Here is a 17208-nt window from a genome sequence, read left to right on the forward strand (position 1 = left end):
AAATTGATTTGATTTCAAATTTAAAAATTCGTCAAAATCGCACTGTTCGAGCTTTAGCGAGTTTGCGATTTTAGAATTTTGAAATTTAGAAATCACCAATTTTTGAAGTCAGATATTCGTGCTTGAGGATTTGTTTACACCATAGGAAAGATTAATCCTTCTTTTTTAGTCAATTAATTCTTTTAACCTTCCAGTTATTTTATATGGAACTTTTTTAAGTTCTTCTATGTTTTTTGCTCCAACAAGGGCCATAAATATTTTTATTTTAGTTTGTAATTCTTCAAGATATTTTTGGGCATAATCATAATCACCTCTTAAAAGAAATGACAAAACTTCTCCAGAAATTGCACACATATCAGCCCCAATTATTATAGATTTACATACATCAGTAGCATTTCTTATTCCACCACTTGAAATTAAGAAAAAATCATCAGATAAACTTCTTAAATCAAGGATTGATTTTGCTGTTGGTATGCCCCAAGAATAAAATTCTGAATAATCTTTATCAAAAATTCTCATATCTTCTATTTCAATAAAGTTAGTTCCACCTTTTCCAGCGACATCTATATATTCAACTCCAATATCCAAAAGTTTTTTGCCAACTTCCTTACTCATCCCAAAGCCAACTTCTTTTACAATCAAAGGTGCTGAAAGATTTTTTCTTATATTTTTCAAATTTTCAAAATTATTTGAAAAATCTCTTTCTCCCTCATCCATAACTAGCTCTTGGGCAATATTTAAATGGGCTTGCATGGCACTTGCCCCGATTAAATCTTTGGCAAATTCAAAATTTTCTAAACTATTTTCAAAGCCTAAATTTCCTATCTTAAAAACATTATTCTTATCTTTTAATAAAGAAAAAGATTCTCTCGCCTTGATATCCTTTAGGGCAATAGACTCACTTCCCACAGCCATAGGAATATTTAAATCAGCACAAATATTTGATAAATCTTCATTTATGTCCTCGCTAATTTCTGTTCCACCTGTCATAGCATTTACCATAACTGGCATAGAAATTTTCTTTCCCATAAATTCAATAGATGTATCAATTTCATCAAAATTCACCTTGCTTAGGGCATTGTGTTCAACATAAATATTATTTAAGAGAGTTTTTGACCTAAATTCACTTCTAAGATAATTTTCAATATGTTCATCTTTTCTTGCTCTTCTTTTTTCATCCATAATATCACCTAATAATTATCTTCTGTAAAATCTTCAATTTCATCATTCAAATAATTTTTATTATCTAATGAATTATCTTCATAATCATCAGTTTTTTCTTTAACCTCATCTTTATTATCGTCAAAGTCCTTATAATTGTTCAAATTATTATCTTTATTTTCTTTTATCTTATTATAATCTTCATTTGACCCATAATTTTTATAAGAATAATTATAATATTCATATTCCCAATAATAACTATCTTCCTTCTTCCATCCCTTTAATTTATATTTAGGAAAAACTTTATTTACAATATCCCATGTAGCCTCATAATCTGGAATATAATAAGAAATTCCATCAATCATACTTGCTTCACCTGGAACTGTATAAGTTTTAAATTTATCAGATGAAAAATTAGACATGCTATTTGCAAATTCAACCATGGTTGAAAAAGGCAGGTTAGTTTTTACATCTTTAAAATATGTTTCTATCAAAGATGTCATGCTAATTTCTTTAGATTTTTTAACTAATTCATTAACTATTGCCTTCAAAAATTCTTGTTGAGCATTAACCCTACCAAGGTCTCCATTATCATAAATTTTTCTAGTTCTTAGATACCACAAGACATCCATCCCGTCCATATCATTAATACCTGGTCTAATATGAACATCTCCATGGTCAATAGAAATCCCCTTTGGAACCTTATATTTTAAACCACCCATGCCATCTACTATATCAACCAAGGCGTCATAATTAATTTCCACATAATAATCTATATCAAGTCCCAAAAAATCTCTCAAAGATTTTAAAGTTAAACCAATCCCACCATAAGCGTGAGCATGGTTTGCCTTTGTAAATTCATCTCTAACCTTAATTCTTGAATCTCTTGGAATAGATAAAAGATCAACCTTTCCAGTTTCTGCATTTATTTTACACAACATTATTGTATCAGTTCTTGTAAAATCTGGATTTTCATTATTCTCATTAACATCTACCCCAACCATCAAAACTAAAATTTCATGATCAACTTTTTGGTATTTATTTTCACTTGCAGCTTCTTTTCCATAATTTGTAATGTTTTTTTTATTTTCTAGCCTATTTAAAAAAAGATTAGACCCGAAATATACAGTAGCTACAGTTAATAAGGTAATTAACAATCTTTTAAACTTCATAAAATCTCCTTCTCATCTTGTAATTATAGCATAAAAATATCCTTAATAAAAATGATAAAATCAAAAAATATATGATATAATCTACTTATGATTAAGCTAATTACAATTGATATAGACGGAACCTTACTAACTGATTTAAGGCGTCTACCTGAAAAAAACAAAAAAATGATATTAAAGGCAAAAAAATTAGGATGCCACATCGCTCTTGTAAGTGGTAGGCCATTTTCTGGAATTCTTCCCTATGTGAAAGAACTAGATCTTGAACATGAAGGACATTTTTCAATTTCTCAAAATGGTTCTTATATTTTTGACAATTACACTAAGGAAGTAATTACAGGAGTTTTTCAAAAACCAAAAGATTTAATCGCCCTAGATGATTCTTTAAAAAAATTTAAGGTTCAAGTTTCAGCCATGGATGATGATAGTTTTTATACAAGGCACAAAAATCCAAATTTATTTACAAAGGTCGATTCTTTTTTAACCAAGCTAAAACTTAAAAAAGTCTCCTACCATGATTTTGACCAAAACAAAAATTTTGGTAGATTTTTGATTATGGGTTGGCCTTGGAATATAGAAAAAGTAATGGACAATATGCCTAGCTATGTAAACGAAAATTATTATTATGCAAAAACCGCCCCTGTTTTAATTGAAGTTATGAACAAAAATGCAAACAAGGGAAATGCCATTAAATTAATGAGTGAAAAACTTGGTTTTGAAATTGATGAAATTATGGCAATAGGAAATGAAATGAACGATATTCCCATGCTAGATATGGCAGGATTTTCTGTGGCTATGGAAAACGCCAATGATTACCTAAAACCTCATGCTGATTATATAACTTTATCAAACAATAAGGCAGGAGTTGGCGAGGCCATAGAAAAATTAATTGAAAATAATTTTGAAAAATTTTAAATAAAAAAGCATTCCTAGATTAACTAAGAATGCTTTTTGTTTTCTTTAAATTTTTTATATTTAAGATAGGCATTGGCACCCATAATAATAGTTACCAATAATATTATCCACCAAAATGGCTTGTTATTTACAAATTGAATTATTGTTAGAATTATAAGAAGGACAAAAGTTATAGTACTTGTTACAAATTCTAATAAGTTAGAGTCTTTAAAAATATTATTATTTGACATCTTTTTCTATAACTTCATCCAAGGTTTTCCAAGATAAAAGTGCACATTTTACCCTTTGTGGCATATTTGAAATATTTTGGAAAGCTGCTGCATCTCCAATTTTTTCCAAATCTTCATCACTAATATCTTCTCTTTTAATCATTCCTATATAAATTTTTGCCATCTCTTTTGCTTCTTCAATTGTTTTTCCAACAATTTCATCGCACATAACAGAAGTTGCAGCTTGGCTTATGGCACAACCGTGTCCTGTAAAAGCTGCCTCTGTAATTACATTTCCATCATGTTTTAATTCCAAAACAATTTCATCTCCACATGAAGGATTGTGTCCTGTCTCTTTTATATCAGGATTTTCCAAATTTCTTTTATTTTTTTGATTTCTTGAATTTTCTAAAATTACTTGAGTATAAACATCATTTAAGTCCATTAAAGTCCCATCACCTTTCTTACATTTTTAAGCTCTTTTGCAAAATATTCTACTTCCTCTTTAGTATTATATATGGCAAATGACGCTCTGCAAGTTGAAGATACATCAAGGTAGGTGTGAAGTGGCATAGCACAATGGTGACCACTTCTTACAGCTATTCCTTTCATATCTAAAATTGTTGCAACATCATGTGGGTGAATATCATCAAAGGTAAAAGAAACAACAGATCCTGTTTTTCTTTTTTCTGGGAAAAATACTTTTATATGGTCAATATCTTTTATTAATTCATAAGCATACCTTGCAAGCTCATTTTCATGCTTATAAATATTTTCCACTCCAATTTCATTCATAAAATCAATTGCTGCAGAAAGTCCTACAACTCCACCAACATCTTGGGTTCCTGCTTCAAATTTTTGGGCAGGAGCTGCAAAAGTAGACTCTTGTTCATAAACATATTCAATCATATCTCCACCAAGATTATATGGTTTCATTTTATCAAGCAAGTCATATTTTCCATACAAAATTCCAATTCCCATTGGTCCATACATTTTGTGGGCTGAAAAAGCAAGAAAATCACAATCCAAATCTTTGACATCAATTTTTCCGTGTGGAGCAAGTTGACAAGCATCAACAATTGAAATCGCCCCAACTTGGTGGGCAAGTTCTGTTATTAATTTTTGATCTGTCATCTCACCTGTAACATTTGATGAGGCAGTAATTGAAACAATTTTTGTTTTATCTGTGATCTTTTCTTTTACTTCATCGTAATTTAAGGAATAATCATCATTTAGGTAAACATATTTTAAAACTGCCCCAGTTTCTTTAGCTACCCTTTGCCAAGGAACTAAATTTGCGTGATGTTCTAAAATTGAAATTACAATTTCATCACCCTTTTTTAAATTTTCACATGCGTATGAATAGGCCACAAGGTTTAAAGATTCTGTTGCATTTCTTGTATAAATTATTTCTTCATCTTTACTTGCATTTATAAATTCTTTTACTTTTTTTCTGGTATTTTCAAAGGCTTCTGTTGCTTTCCATGATAAAAAGTGAGCTCCCCTGTGGGGATTAGCATTTGAATATTTGTAATAATCAGCTTGGGCATTTATTACTGAAAGAGGACTTTGGCTGGTTGCTGCTGAATCTAGATAAATAACTTTTTTTCCAGTTTTTTCTTCATCCAAAAATGGAAATTCTTTTCTTATTTTTTCTATATCCATCCTAACCCCTCGTATTCATTGCGTGAACTTTATATCTTACTTTTTCTCTCAATTCTTCATGGTCAATTTTATCAATTGTTGGAGCAAAATTAGCTTCAAGCATCAAACTTTCTGCCTTTCTTTTAGAAAAACCCCTGCTCATTATATAAAATAACATTGCCTTATCAAATCTTCCAACGCTTGCAGCGTGTTCTCCAGAAACGTCTTTTTCTTCATTTAATAAAACTGGAGCAGACCTATTTATAGCATCAGGACTAAGCATTACTGCATAATCACCAATTTTTCCATCAGCATGCTCGCATCCTCTTTTAAGATCAACAACACCTTTCCATCTTTTTTCAGCTTTGCCCTTAAGAGCTCCATTGAAAAGACAATTTGATTTTGTAATTTTTGCCTTATGGTCATTGAAGGCACCAATATCTAAAAAGTCATCATTTTCTTTAAAATAAATTCCATTTTCTTCAAGATTGGATTCTTCCCCATCAAGGAAATTTCTTATATTTACATAAGACTTGTCTGCACCTAGTTCAATATAGGAAATATCAAAATTTGCCCTATCACCAATTATTGATGAAATTTGTTGTAAATTTAGAGAATTTTCTAATAAATCTACAACTACAACCAACTTCACAGAAGAATCTTCTTCAAGATTTACCCTAATTAAAGAATTTAGGTAGGAAGAATTCCCCTCACTTTGAGAAAAATTAACTAAAAATGAAGATTTTGATCCTTTTTTTGCATTTATATCAATTTTATTTACAAGTTGTTTTGATTTTTGATCAAGGTTTAAATTAATAAATTCTAAATCTTTTTCTCCATCAATATCCCTATAAATATCTAAATTATTAAATTTTTTATTCTCATCTAAGAAAGCTTTCGAAAGTCCATAATTTTTTTCCTTAAAAATTTCATCTAAAGATTTATTTTCTTTATTTGAGCTTTCTAAATTTTTATATCCTATTTTTTCATTTAAACTTGGAGCTTTTTCACTATAATTTAGCTTGGTATATGACCAAGTAGGCTCTCTCATTACATTTACTTTTTCCATCAGCCATTTGCTCCTTCCAATTCCATATCAATCAAATTATTCATCTCAACTGCATATTCTAGTGGCAATTCTTTTGCAACTGGCTCTGCAAAACCTCTAACTATCATAGATTTTGCTTCGTTTTCTGGAATTCCCCTGCTCATTAAATAAAATATTTGTTTTTGATCAAGAGATCCAATTTTTGCTTCGTGTCCACAATCTACATCATCATTTCTTATATCAAGAGTTGGAATTGTATCTGATTTTGATTCACGTGATAACATTAAGTTTTCACAATCTACAGTTGACTTTGATCCTTTTGCTTTTTTTCCAATTTTTACAAAAGACCTTGTCATAGATTTTCCATTTCCTTGAGTAATAGATTTTGTAAGAGCTGTTGAATAAGTGTTTGGTGCGTTATGAATCATTGAACAACCATTATCTATATATTGACCGTTTGATGCATAAGTTATTCCTGTGTATTCTGCCCTTGCTCCTTCCCCATTTAAAATTGTGGTTGGATAAAGCATAGAAACTTTAGAACCAAATGATCCAGAAATCCATTCAACTTGACCATTTTCTTCAACTATTGCCCTTTTTGTATTAAGGTTGTACATATTTCTTGACCAGTTTTCTATTGTAGAAAATCTTACTTCAGCATCCTTGTGAACAAAAATTTCTACACTTCCTGCGTGAAGATTTACAACATTATATTTTGGAGCAGAACATCCTTCTATAAAATGAACTTTTGCTCCTTCTTCAGCAATAATCATTGTGTGTTCAAATTGTCCAGCTCCTGGAGCGTTTAACCTGTAATAAGATTGGAGAGGAATATCTACATTTACTCCCTTTGGTACATAAATTAAAGATCCTCCTGACCAAACTGCACCGTGAAGAGCTGCATATTTGTGTAGGGTTGGTGGAATTGCTCTTTGGAAATATTTATGAACAATTTCTTCGTGTTCTTTTAAGGCTGTATCAAAATCTGTAAAAATTACCCCTTGGTCTGACAAGTGTTTTTGAATTGAATGATAAACTTCCTCACTGTCGTATTGGGCCCCAACTCCTGCAAGAGATTCTTGCTCAGCTTGAGGGATTCCTAGCCTATCAAAAGTATCTTTAATTTCTTCTGGTAGGGCATCCCAATTGCTTTTTTTGTCAGTTTTTGGCTTAACATAAGTTGTTATATCTGCCATATTTAATTCTGAAAGGTCTGGTCCCCATGATGGATTTTCTGTTTGTTCAAAAATCAAAAGAGATTGAAGTCTTCTTTTTAACATCCATTCTGGTTCATTTTTCTTTCTTGATAATTCTTCTACTATTTCTTTATTCAAACCCTTATCGGATATATCTGAGTATTCGAATTTGTCAATGACATCATAAATACCCCTATCTATATCCTTAAAGGTTGATTCATCAAATTTTTTCTCTGTCATTTTAAACCCACTCATATCCTTCTTTTTCGATTTTTTCCATTAGGCTTGCATCAGATGTTTCTTTGATTACTCCATCTTTTAAAACGTGAACATAATCAACATCAATATTTTCTAATAATTCATTGTGGTGAGTTACAACTATTACTGCATTATCTTCGCTTAAATAATTTTTGATTCCTTCGCTTACAATTCTTACTGCATCAACGTCAAGTCCTGAGTCAGTTTCGTCAAGCATAGCAAGTTTTGGATTTAACATTTTAAGTTGTAAAATTTCTGATTTTTTTCTTTCTCCACCAGAAAATCCAACATTTACATATCTATTTGCATATTCTTCAGATAATTTTAAATCATCCATTTCTTTTTTAAGTTCCTTATTAAAGCCTAAAATTGATGGTTTTTTACCTGTAACTTCTTCTTTAGCTTGTTTTAAGAAATCTCTAAGTTTTACACCATTTATTGCATCTGGTGATTGGAAAGACATAAAAATTCCAGCCCTTGCTCTTTGGTCAGTTGTAAGGTCTGTTATATCTTCTCCTTCAAAAAATATTTTTCCTTCTGTTACATCGTAAATTGGATTAGCCATGATTGAATTCATAAATGTAGATTTTCCTGATCCATTTGAACCCATTATTACATGAACTTCCCCAGCATTTACCTTTAAATCTATTCCTTTTAATATTTCAGTATCTCCAACTGAAACATGTAAATTTTCAACTTTTAATAATTCTTTCATTTTGTACCTCTTCTTATAATTTTCGAAAAAATAAATCTTATATCCAATAAAAAGTATACTACTTTAGTACGGATTGTCAAAACTTGAAATCCTAACATCTGATAAAAGATTTCATCTTAAATTTATTGTTCTTATTTTTCAGTAAAATTTTAAAAATTTTCACAAATAAAAAACACTTTTTACTAAAAGTGTTCTTCTAAGTAATTATTTTATTTTTAATATGTTTATTTTCAACTAATAATTTGTTAGTTCATTTTCTATTAAATCTACCAAGCTTTTTACAGCTTCTTGTTCGCCTTCACCTTGGGCCTTTATAGTAATTTCTTCACCCTTGCCAGCGCTCATTGAAAGCACGGACATAATTGATTTGGCATTATAAACTCTGCCATCTTTTTCTACGTTTATATCGCATCCATGCTTAACAGCTTCTCTAATAAAAATAGAAGCAGGTCTTGCATGTAAACCGATTTCATTCACTAATGTGACTTTTTCCTCGTACATAACTCCTCCATATTTTTGTTGATAAATAAATATTATCAGTATATATTTTTTAAACTCAAGACCTTAACTCGCTATATTTATTATACACGTTTTCCCATAATAATACAACGATTTACTTCGACAATAAATTATCTTAAATTTTAGAAAATGATTTCCTTTCTGTAAACATTATAACATGAAATAGAAAATTAACAAGCTTGTTTTATACATATTATTTATATAAATATAAAAGAGGCCGAAGCCTCTTTGTTTTATCTTAACTCTTTTAATAATTCTATTAAGAATTTATAATTATTTTCTGTTGATTTTATATTTACTCTTTCTTCTGGTGAGTGAGCTCCTTCGATTTCAGGACCAAATGAAACCATTTGAGTTTCTTTCATATCTTGTTTTAAAAGTCCACATTCAAGTCCACCGTGGGTTGTTAAAATTTCAGGTTTTTTACCATATAAATTTTCCCAAACTTTTACCATTTTTTCTAATAATTCGCTATCTTCTCTTTCCCATCCTGGATATTCATTATCAGATGAAACTTTTGCTCCAAAAAGTTCAACTTGTCTTTTTATAACATCACGTCTAAATCTTTTTGCACTTGTTAGCTCACTTCTTGCAAGAACTATAAATGTTATATTTTTTTCATCTTCTTCAATTAAGCCAAGATTTGAACTTGTAACCATTGATCCATCAAATTTTTTAACAGGACCATCAGCCACAATTAGGTTTGAATTTACAATTTTTTCTGATAATTCTTTTGTGAAAACTTCCCCATCATAAGAGCATTCTTCTATTATAATTTGTCCATTTGGATCTGAATTTTTGTATTCATGTAGGATATTTTCTTTTACTTCTTCTAATTTTTTAATTGCTTCTTTAGCATTTTCTACTTCTACTATTGCGAATGAATGAGAAGGGATGGCATTTCTTTTTACCCCACCTTCAATCTTTGCAATTTTATATGAATCAAGAGTGTCAATTACTCTTACAAGGCCTTTGATTGCATTTAGTCTAAATTTATCAATTTCCATTCCTGAGTGGCCACCTTGGAAATTTTTAAATTCTATTGAAATGAATTCTCCATTTGCTTTTTCGTATTCTTTTTCAAAAGAGAATTTAATATCCATTCCACCTGCACAGCCTATTGTAAGAATCCCCTCTTCTTCACTGTCTATGTTTAGAAGATATTTTGGATTTCCTAATTTTTTAGTATCGAGATTGTTTACACCAACCATTGATGTTTCTTCGCCTGTTGTAATCAAAGCTGCTATAGGTCCGTGATTAATTTCATCATTATCTAAAATTGCAAGAGCGTAAGCTACTGCTATTCCATCATCAGCTCCAAGGGTTGTTTTGTTTGCTGTAACCCAATCTCCTTCTACAAGAAGTTCTATAGGATCTTTGGAAAAATCATGGTCAGAATCTTTTTCTTTTACAGCTACCATATCCATATGGCCTTGAAGTAAAATTTCTGGATAATCTTCACAGCCTTTTTTTGCTTCTTTCTTTATATATACATTTAAAACATCATCTTGCCAATATTCTAAATTTCTTTCTTTTGCAAAATTAACTAAAAAATCTGAAATTCCTTTTTCATTTCCACTTTCTCTTGGTATATTTGATATTTCTCTAAACCAATGAAAAACTTCTTTTGGTTGTAAATCTTCGTATTGCATAAACCCTCCTATTTTTATTTTCTAAAAACATTATACTCGTTTTGGAAAATAAAAATATAAAATTAAAATAATCTTATGAAATATTTATTTTTTCATATTTCATTTGCCTTTTATTTGCTCTAATTTCTCATATGTAGTAAAATTTTTATATAAAATTAGATGGAGAGACAAATGATTAATACTTACTTATTATGTGGTGGACCTTCAAGCGAGCATGATATAGCTTTAAGAAGTGCCCTTAATATTTCAAAAAATTTAAACAAAGAAAAATATAAGTTAAAACTTGTATATGTTGACAAAAAAGGCAGGTTTTCAAAGGCCTTTGATTTTATAGATACAGATGATGAATTTGATCTTGTAAAGACTTGTAAGGAAAATATTCTAGAATCAATTTCTGACTTTCTTTTAGAATTAAAAGATAAGGATAAGGATAATACTATAATCATTCCTTGTATTCACGGAACTTATGGTGAAGATGGTACAATTCAAGGATTTTTGGATGCAATTGACATGGCCTACATAGGAAATGGCCTCTTATCATCATCAGTTTGTATGGACAAGGTTACTGCAAATGACATTTTTGAAAAAAATAAATTATCTCAAGCTAGGTACCTTTATGCAAAGGAAGAAACTTTTAATGAAGATTTTGCAAAAAAATGCCAAGAATATATTAAATTTCCTATGATTGTAAAACCATCAGCAAACGGATCATCTGTTGGTGTAAATAAGGCTGAAAATATAAAAGAGCTTTTAAAATTTGGAAAAGAAGCCTTAAAATATGACGAGAAAATCTTAGTTGAAGAAGCAATAATTGGTCAAGAAGTTGAAATTGCTATAATTGGTGAAAATGAATTAATGGCATCAAAACCTGGTGCTTACACAACAGACCACACCTTCCTTGATTACGATGCAAAATATTTTGACAAATCTACTAAGGAAGAGCTTCCTTATCCTATTGATGAAAATCTTGAAAAAGAACTTTTAGAATTTGCAAAAAAATGCTACAAGGCTTGTGGATGTCAAGGTTTTGCAAGGGTTGATATATTTTTAAAAGACAATAAATTTTATATAAACGAAATTAATACCTTCCCAGGTTTTACTCCTACTTCATTTTTTGCAAGACTTTGTAAAATTAGCTTTAATCTTGAATTTGAAGAAATTTTAGATATGTTAATTGAAGAAGGATTTAAAAGTTTTCAAAAAAGGAGATTTAAATGATTGAAAGAAGCTTAGATCAAATTTCTAAAATGCTTGGTGGGGAAATTTCTGATCCTGAATATGGCCATGTGAAAATCAAGGGTGTATCAATCGATTCAAGAACTATAAAAAAAGATATGCTCTATATTCCCATAGTTGGGGAGAAATTTGACGGAAGAATTTTTATTGAAGAATGTCAAAATGCAGGCTCACCTGCCTTTTTGATTGACAAAAATTTTAAAATTCCAAAATCAATAAATATTCCTTATATTATAGTAGATGATACACAAAAAGCCCTAAGAGATCTTGCAAGGGCCTATAGAAAAGAGCTTGATATAAAAATTATAGCTATAACAGGCTCAAATGGTAAGACAACTAGCAAAAATATTATCCATTCAGTCCTATCAGAAAAATATAAGGTAGAAAAAACTCATGGAAATTTAAACAATGAAATAGGAGTCCCTCTTACAATTTTAGATTTTTCAGAAGATACTGATATTGGAGTTGTTGAAATGGGAACAGATGATTTTGGAGAAATTTCTGTTTTGACAAATATAGCAAGGCCTGATATGGCAATGATTACAAATATCGGTGATGCCCATCTTTTAAAATTAAAAACAAGGGAAGGAATTGCCAAGGCAAAACTTGAAATTCTTGAAGGCCTAAAAGATGATGGAATATTTTTATATAATGGCGATGATGAAATCTTAAAAAAAGTCCTACCATCATATGAGATAAAACAAAAAACTATATCCTTTGGTATGGGAGATAAGGTTGATTTTAAGGTTGAAGCTAAAGAATATACAAGTACATCAACAAATTTTTCCTACAAGGATGAAAATTATTCAGTTCCCTTACTAGGTTCCCACCAAGTTTACAATGGTGCCCTAGCAGTTTTGATTGGAAAATTATTTGACCTATCTTATGATCAAATTAAAGTGGGGCTTTCAAAATCATCAAACAATGCCAATAGGAATGAATTAATTGAAAGAGATGGTTTTGACATTCTTGATGATGCCTACAAATCAAATCCTCAATCATTAAAACAAGGTCTTGAGCTTGCTGGATTTTTGGATGGATACTTAAATAAAATTGTAGTTTTGGGAGATATGCTTGAGCTTGGGGATGATGAATTAAATCTCCACTACAAGTCTGGCCTTGATATTGATCCAAAAAAAATAAATTATTGCCTATTTTTTGGACCTCTTTGCAAGGAAATGTATAGGGCCAGTTTAGAAAATTTCCCACAAGATAGAAGCTTCTACTTTGAAAACAAAAACGACCTAATCGATAAATTAAAACTTCTAATAACAAAATCTACTCTGGTTTTTGTAAAAGGATCTAGAGGGCTTCATATGGAAGAAGTTATAGAAGCAATTTACGATTTTAGGGTATAAAAAAATTAAAAAAAGATTAGAAAAGATTAAATTAATGGAGGAATTATGATTTACACAGTTACACTAAACCCATCTGTGGATGTATTTTTGGAAGTGAAAAACCTTAATATTGGTAATAAAAACCATGTTACAGACGAATTTACCCTACCAGGAGGAAAGGCCCTAAATGTTTCTAGAGTTCTTTCTCAATTACAAATTCCAACTGTAGCAACAGGATTTATAGGTGGTCACCAAGGAGATTTCATCAAAGAATGGCTTGATAAAGAAAATATCATGACAGATTTTGTAGAAATTGAAGAAGCAAATAGGACTAATATAAAACTTCTTATAAACAATGAAGAAACAACTATTAATTCAAAAGGACCAAATATAAGTCACTATGAAGTAGATGAACTTTTGTATTATTTATCTAGAGTTGGAGAAGGAGATACCATTGTTATGGGTGGGTCAATTCCTCCAATGGAAGAAAAAGCTGATGAAGATATTTATTCAAGAATGGTTTCAATAGCAAAGGCAAACAAGGCAAACTTTATAGCAGATATTCCTGCAAAATATTTGCCAGATGTTATAAAAGAAGGACCAATCCTTGTAAAACCAAATGTAGACGACTTGATGGAAATTTTTGGTGAAAAAATCGAAACAATTGAAGATATGGATAAGTACGGTAAAAAAATAATTGAAATGGGAGCCCAAAATGCCATAGTATCTTATGGTAAAAAAGGATCAATGTTTTTCTCAAAAGATGGACATTCATACATTTCAGAAGAAATCCACATAAACGAAGTAGTAAATTCAGTTGCTTGTCGTGATGCTATGATTAGTGGATTTATAGGAACTTTGGCAAGAACAAGCGATACCCTAGAGGCTTACAAGGTAGCAGTAGCAGCTGCAACAGCTACTGCAGAAGTTCTAGACCTTCCAACAAGAGAAGAAATAGAAAAAATCATACCAAAAGTTGTAATTAACCAATTTTCTTAAAAATAAAAGTGTTGGTAAGTCCAGCACTTTTATTTTTTAAAGAAAAAAAGCTTTATTTAATAAGTAAAAAGGAGAAATAATGAATAAAAAAACTATAAGTATAATGCTAGCCTATGTAGGCGTATTGACCGGAGCAGGACTTGCCAGTGGTCAAGAACTTATGCAATATTTTGTGTCCTTTGGAGTTTCTGGACTATTTGGTCTAGGATTTATAGGAATTTTTCATATTTTAGTTGGAGGAATAATACTTCAACTAGGATCACATTATCTTGCAGAAAGTCATATCGATGTAATAGATGAAATTTCAAATAAGTATATAGGAAAATTTATGGATTGGGCCCTGGTAATAAATTGTTTTTTGATGGGCTTTGTTATGATTGCAGGAGCTGGATCAAATTTAAACCAACAATTTGGCTTTAAGCCTTGGGTAGGTTCTTTAATTTGTACACTCTTAATTATTTTTATAGGAATGTTAGACTTTGATAAGGTTACTCAAGTAATAGGTGCCTTTACACCTTTAATAATTTTATTTGCAGTTGTTGGATCAATTTATACATTCATAACAATAAGTCCTGATTGGCAAAGTTTAGATAAAATTGGAAAATCCGTTTTATCTCCCCTACCAAATCCTATCCTATCTACCTTAAATTATTTTGGTTTATGTATGATAAGTGGAATTTCCATGGCCTTTGTTCTTGGAGGTAGTAAAACCGATTCAGCAGAAGCAGGACTTGGGGGAATGCTTGGGGGATTAATGGTTGCAATCCTTACAGCACTTGTTGGATTTACCCTATTTTTCACCCTACCAATGGTAAAAGATTCAGATATACCAATGCAAGTTGTTTTGCAAAATATTCATCCAATTCTTGGACTTTTGATGTCACTAATAATTTTCGGAATGATTTTTAACTCATCAATTTCCCTATTTTATTCAGCAGCAAGAAGATTTTCAAATACAGAAAATAAATTTAGAAGAAATCTAGTAATATTTACCCTAATAGGATTTGGGCTTTCCTTTATGGGCTTTAAAAAATTAATGTCAATCCTATACCCAATCTTAGGCTACCTAGGACTTGCCCTTACCATAATTTTGGTAATAGCTTGGTTTAGAGAAAAAGAAGAAATAAAGCGTGAAATGAGAAGAAGATTTGCAATTTCTGTCCTAACAAGAAGAAAACTAGACGAGTTTGAAGATTTCGGAAAAATGGAAAAAGATAAGCTAAATAGACTTGCAGAAAAATCCATTATAGATAATAAAGAAATAAAACAAGCAGTTCATGAAGAAATAAAAGAAGAATTAGAAGAAGAAAATAGCGAAGAATAATAAAATTAGACTGGATAAGAAGATTGATTTTCTTATCCAGTATTTTTTTGCTATATTTAAAAAAAAGATTAGATTGCTTATGTAAATCTGAAAATAAATTTAAAATTTAGCAAAGACAATTTAAGAGATCTCTCGACTAGGCTCGAGATGGGTTAATTCTTTTTGGATTTAATGACTAAAGTAATTTAATACTAAATAAGTTTTGAATGAAATTTATAAAATATACTCACTATAGTAAGTATTGTAAGATATGATTTACTTATTTTAAAAAATATAATCATAGAATCTCTAAGTTCTTCAGAAATTAAAAAAATAATATAGTTACCCATCTCGAGCTTGTCGAGAGATCTCATGCATTATATAATTCTAAAGTTTAAATTTAATCTTTAACAAATCATGTTAAGAGATATCTTTTTTACTTAATTTATCAAATAAAAAAGCTTACTAATTAAAGTAAGCTTTTTTATATTCCCATAATTATTTTTGCAACTTCAAAATAGCAAATTAATCCTATTGAGTCTACTATGGTTGTTATTAGTGGACTTGCCATTATTGCTGGGTCAAATCCTAATTTTTTGGCTCCCATTGGTAGTAGGGCACCTACAACTTTTGCTATAATTATTATTACAAAAATTGTTATTGCAACTATAGCAGCAACTTCCATGTCAACTCCATCAAATAATAAGCATTTTAAAAATGCTAGAAGTGACATAACTACTCCTACTATTACACCTACTTCAAATTCTTTTCCTACAACTTTAAACCAATTTTTTAAGTCTACATCTCCTGTTGCCATACCACGGATAACTAAGGTTGATGATTGGCTTCCTGCGTTTCCACCTGAGTCTGTTAGCATTGGAATGAACATGTTAAGGGCAATTATTGATTCTATTACTTTTTGGCTTGATTTTAAAATTGTTGAAGTGAATGATGCAGAAATCATCAAAAACATTAACCAAGGCAATCTGTTTTTTGCAAGTTTTAAGGCAGATGTTGTTGAGTATTCTTCTTCATCTGGTGTTGTACCAGCCATTCTTTGGAAGTCTTCTGTTGTTTCTAACTCCATTACATCCATGATATCATCAACTGTGATTATCCCTATTAATCTTCTTTCGCTATCTACAACTGGAAGGGCAGTAAAACCATACCTTCTAAAAGTTTTAGCAACCTCTTCTTGGTCTTCGTAAGCTTCAACGCTGATTACATCTTCGTACATTAAGTCTTTTACTTTTGTATCTGACGGACTTGTTACAATCATTCTCAAAGAAACATATCCCAACAATGATTTTGTTTTATCTGTTACATAGCAAGTATAAATAGTTGCACTACTTGTTCCTACTCTTTTTATCCTTTCCAAAACTTTTTGGCAGGTCATTTGAGGATTTACTTCTATAAATTCTGTTGTCATCAAACTTCCAGCAGAATCTTCTGGAAATTGTAAGAATTGATTTACTCTTTTTCTCATTTCTGAATCAGAATTTCTCAAAATTCTTTTTACAACAGTTGCCGGCATTTCTTCCAAGGTATCAATCACGTCATCAAAGTTTAAGGCTGTTACAATTGCATCAAGCTCAGGGTCTGTGATTGATGTTAGAAGTCGGTGCTTGCCATCATGTTTTAATTCTGCAAATACTTCTGCAGCATCATCTTTTCTAAGAAGTCTATAGACGATCAAACTTTGCTCATTATCAAGCTCAGACATAAATTCTTCTATGTCTACTGGGTTTGTCCTTCTTAAAGAATCCTTCAAAGCAGTAATATCTTTTTTTTCTAAAAGTTCATTTAGCTCTTTTATCCTTAATTCGCTATTGTAGCTGTTCATAATA

Annotated in this window: 16 protein-coding genes; 5 read left to right on the plus strand and 11 right to left on the minus strand. The window is 30.4% G+C overall.

Annotated features, from left to right (window positions below; translation table 11 throughout):
- Positions 1-165 precede the first annotated feature (165 nt).
- Positions 166-1182 carry a type 2 isopentenyl-diphosphate Delta-isomerase gene (fni, locus tag CJ192_RS08200; RefSeq protein ID WP_004818590.1) on the minus strand — a complete coding sequence of 339 codons (1017 nt, stop codon included), beginning with the start codon at positions 1180-1182 and terminating at the stop codon, positions 166-168.
- 8 nt (positions 1183-1190) lie between these two features.
- A complete protein-coding gene (locus CJ192_RS08205; RefSeq protein WP_102198438.1) occupies positions 1191-2333 on the minus strand; it encodes an LCP family protein in 1143 nt (380 codons plus the stop codon).
- An 87-nt stretch (positions 2334-2420) separates the two neighbouring features.
- On the opposite strand from CJ192_RS08205, the gene CJ192_RS08210 reads away from it, so the two are divergent.
- Positions 2421-3245 carry a Cof-type HAD-IIB family hydrolase gene (locus CJ192_RS08210; RefSeq protein WP_102198439.1) on the plus strand — a complete coding sequence of 275 codons (825 nt, stop codon included), beginning with the start codon at positions 2421-2423 and terminating at the stop codon, positions 3243-3245.
- A gap of 23 nt (positions 3246-3268) precedes the next feature.
- On the opposite strand, the gene CJ192_RS08215 is transcribed toward CJ192_RS08210, so the two are convergent.
- The 8 genes from CJ192_RS08215 to pepD all read right to left on the minus strand — a co-directional run bounded on the left by CJ192_RS08215 (position 3269) and on the right by pepD (position 10486).
- Complete coding sequence (locus CJ192_RS08215) at positions 3269-3475, minus strand: hypothetical protein (protein WP_004814932.1); 207 nt, start codon at positions 3473-3475, stop codon at positions 3269-3271.
- Complete coding sequence (gene sufU, locus CJ192_RS08220; RefSeq protein WP_102198440.1) at positions 3465-3899, minus strand: Fe-S cluster assembly sulfur transfer protein SufU; 435 nt, start codon at positions 3897-3899, stop codon at positions 3465-3467. Before sufU ends, CJ192_RS08215 begins: the two co-directional genes overlap by 11 nt.
- Positions 3899-5119: an aminotransferase class V-fold PLP-dependent enzyme gene (locus tag CJ192_RS08225; protein WP_102198441.1), complete on the minus strand. Its 1221-nt coding sequence runs from the start codon at positions 5117-5119 to the stop codon at positions 3899-3901. Before CJ192_RS08225 ends, sufU begins: the two co-directional genes overlap by 1 nt.
- Position 5120: 1 nt before the next feature.
- On the minus strand, positions 5121-6167 hold the full coding sequence (locus CJ192_RS08230; protein WP_102198442.1) for a SufD family Fe-S cluster assembly protein: 1047 nt from the start codon (positions 6165-6167) through the stop codon (positions 5121-5123).
- The gene (gene sufB / locus CJ192_RS08235) at positions 6167-7582 is read right to left on the minus strand and encodes a Fe-S cluster assembly protein SufB (RefSeq protein ID WP_037376890.1); all 1416 of its coding nucleotides are present in this window, start codon (positions 7580-7582) and stop codon (positions 6167-6169) included. Before sufB ends, CJ192_RS08230 begins: the two co-directional genes overlap by 1 nt.
- Before the next feature lies 1 nt (position 7583).
- Positions 7584-8315 (minus strand): Fe-S cluster assembly ATPase SufC, encoded by a 732-nt coding sequence (sufC, locus tag CJ192_RS08240; protein ID WP_004814941.1) that lies wholly within the window; start codon positions 8313-8315, stop codon positions 7584-7586.
- 234 nt (positions 8316-8549) lie between these two features.
- Entirely contained in the window at positions 8550-8816 is a 267-nt protein-coding gene (locus CJ192_RS08245; RefSeq protein WP_004814944.1) for an HPr family phosphocarrier protein, read from the minus strand.
- 251 nt (positions 8817-9067) lie between these two features.
- Positions 9068-10486, minus strand: a complete 1419-nt coding sequence (gene pepD / locus CJ192_RS08250; RefSeq protein ID WP_102198444.1) for a beta-Ala-His dipeptidase — start codon at positions 10484-10486, stop codon at positions 9068-9070.
- 171 nt (positions 10487-10657) lie between these two features.
- On the opposite strand from pepD, the gene CJ192_RS08255 reads away from it, so the two are divergent.
- The 4 genes from CJ192_RS08255 to CJ192_RS08270 all read left to right on the plus strand — a co-directional run bounded on the left by CJ192_RS08255 (position 10658) and on the right by CJ192_RS08270 (position 15382).
- Complete coding sequence (locus CJ192_RS08255) at positions 10658-11704, plus strand: D-alanine--D-alanine ligase family protein (RefSeq protein ID WP_004818583.1); 1047 nt, start codon at positions 10658-10660, stop codon at positions 11702-11704.
- Positions 11701-13080 (plus strand): UDP-N-acetylmuramoyl-tripeptide--D-alanyl-D-alanine ligase, encoded by a 1380-nt coding sequence (locus CJ192_RS08260; protein WP_004818581.1) that lies wholly within the window; start codon positions 11701-11703, stop codon positions 13078-13080. The genes CJ192_RS08255 and CJ192_RS08260 overlap by 4 nt, the downstream gene beginning before the upstream one ends.
- Before the next feature lie 45 nt (positions 13081-13125).
- Positions 13126-14058, plus strand: a complete 933-nt coding sequence (locus tag CJ192_RS08265; RefSeq protein ID WP_004818644.1) for a 1-phosphofructokinase family hexose kinase — start codon at positions 13126-13128, stop codon at positions 14056-14058.
- A 79-nt stretch (positions 14059-14137) separates the two neighbouring features.
- Positions 14138-15382, plus strand: coding sequence for a YkvI family membrane protein (locus tag CJ192_RS08270; protein ID WP_004818678.1), 1245 nt, complete (start codon positions 14138-14140; stop codon positions 15380-15382).
- Between the two features lie 463 nt (positions 15383-15845).
- Here the strand turns inward: CJ192_RS08270 and mgtE are convergent, their stop codons facing one another.
- Complete coding sequence (mgtE, locus tag CJ192_RS08275; protein ID WP_102198445.1) at positions 15846-17204, minus strand: magnesium transporter; 1359 nt, start codon at positions 17202-17204, stop codon at positions 15846-15848.
- Positions 17205-17208: the final 4 nt, after the last annotated feature.

Source organism: Anaerococcus hydrogenalis (assembly GCF_002871895.1).
In the GTDB taxonomy this organism is placed as follows: Bacteria; Bacillota; Clostridia; order Tissierellales; family Peptoniphilaceae; genus Anaerococcus; species Anaerococcus hydrogenalis.

What these genes read in the sequence shown, in the direction of transcription:
- fni (WP_004818590.1), bottom strand. Translation starts at nt 1,182, where the DNA reads ATGGATGAAAAAAGAAGAGCAAGAAAAGATGAACATATTGAAAATTAT.
- CJ192_RS08205 (WP_102198438.1), bottom strand. Translation starts at nt 2,333, where the DNA reads ATGAAGTTTAAAAGATTGTTAATTACCTTATTAACTGTAGCTACTGTA.
- CJ192_RS08210 (WP_102198439.1), top strand. Translation starts at nt 2,421, where the DNA reads ATGATTAAGCTAATTACAATTGATATAGACGGAACCTTACTAACTGAT.
- CJ192_RS08215 (WP_004814932.1), bottom strand. Translation starts at nt 3,475, where the DNA reads ATGTCAAATAATAATATTTTTAAAGACTCTAACTTATTAGAATTTGTA.
- sufU (WP_102198440.1), bottom strand. Translation starts at nt 3,899, where the DNA reads ATGGACTTAAATGATGTTTATACTCAAGTAATTTTAGAAAATTCAAGA.
- CJ192_RS08225 (WP_102198441.1), bottom strand. Translation starts at nt 5,119, where the DNA reads ATGGATATAGAAAAAATAAGAAAAGAATTTCCATTTTTGGATGAAGAA.
- CJ192_RS08230 (WP_102198442.1), bottom strand. Translation starts at nt 6,167, where the DNA reads ATGGAAAAAGTAAATGTAATGAGAGAGCCTACTTGGTCATATACCAAG.
- sufB (WP_037376890.1), bottom strand. Translation starts at nt 7,582, where the DNA reads ATGACAGAGAAAAAATTTGATGAATCAACCTTTAAGGATATAGATAGG.
- sufC (WP_004814941.1), bottom strand. Translation starts at nt 8,315, where the DNA reads ATGAAAGAATTATTAAAAGTTGAAAATTTACATGTTTCAGTTGGAGAT.
- CJ192_RS08245 (WP_004814944.1), bottom strand. Translation starts at nt 8,816, where the DNA reads ATGTACGAGGAAAAAGTCACATTAGTGAATGAAATCGGTTTACATGCA.
- pepD (WP_102198444.1), bottom strand. Translation starts at nt 10,486, where the DNA reads ATGCAATACGAAGATTTACAACCAAAAGAAGTTTTTCATTGGTTTAGA.
- CJ192_RS08255 (WP_004818583.1), top strand. Translation starts at nt 10,658, where the DNA reads ATGATTAATACTTACTTATTATGTGGTGGACCTTCAAGCGAGCATGAT.
- CJ192_RS08260 (WP_004818581.1), top strand. Translation starts at nt 11,701, where the DNA reads ATGATTGAAAGAAGCTTAGATCAAATTTCTAAAATGCTTGGTGGGGAA.
- CJ192_RS08265 (WP_004818644.1), top strand. Translation starts at nt 13,126, where the DNA reads ATGATTTACACAGTTACACTAAACCCATCTGTGGATGTATTTTTGGAA.
- CJ192_RS08270 (WP_004818678.1), top strand. Translation starts at nt 14,138, where the DNA reads ATGAATAAAAAAACTATAAGTATAATGCTAGCCTATGTAGGCGTATTG.
- mgtE (WP_102198445.1), bottom strand. Translation starts at nt 17,204, where the DNA reads ATGAACAGCTACAATAGCGAATTAAGGATAAAAGAGCTAAATGAACTT.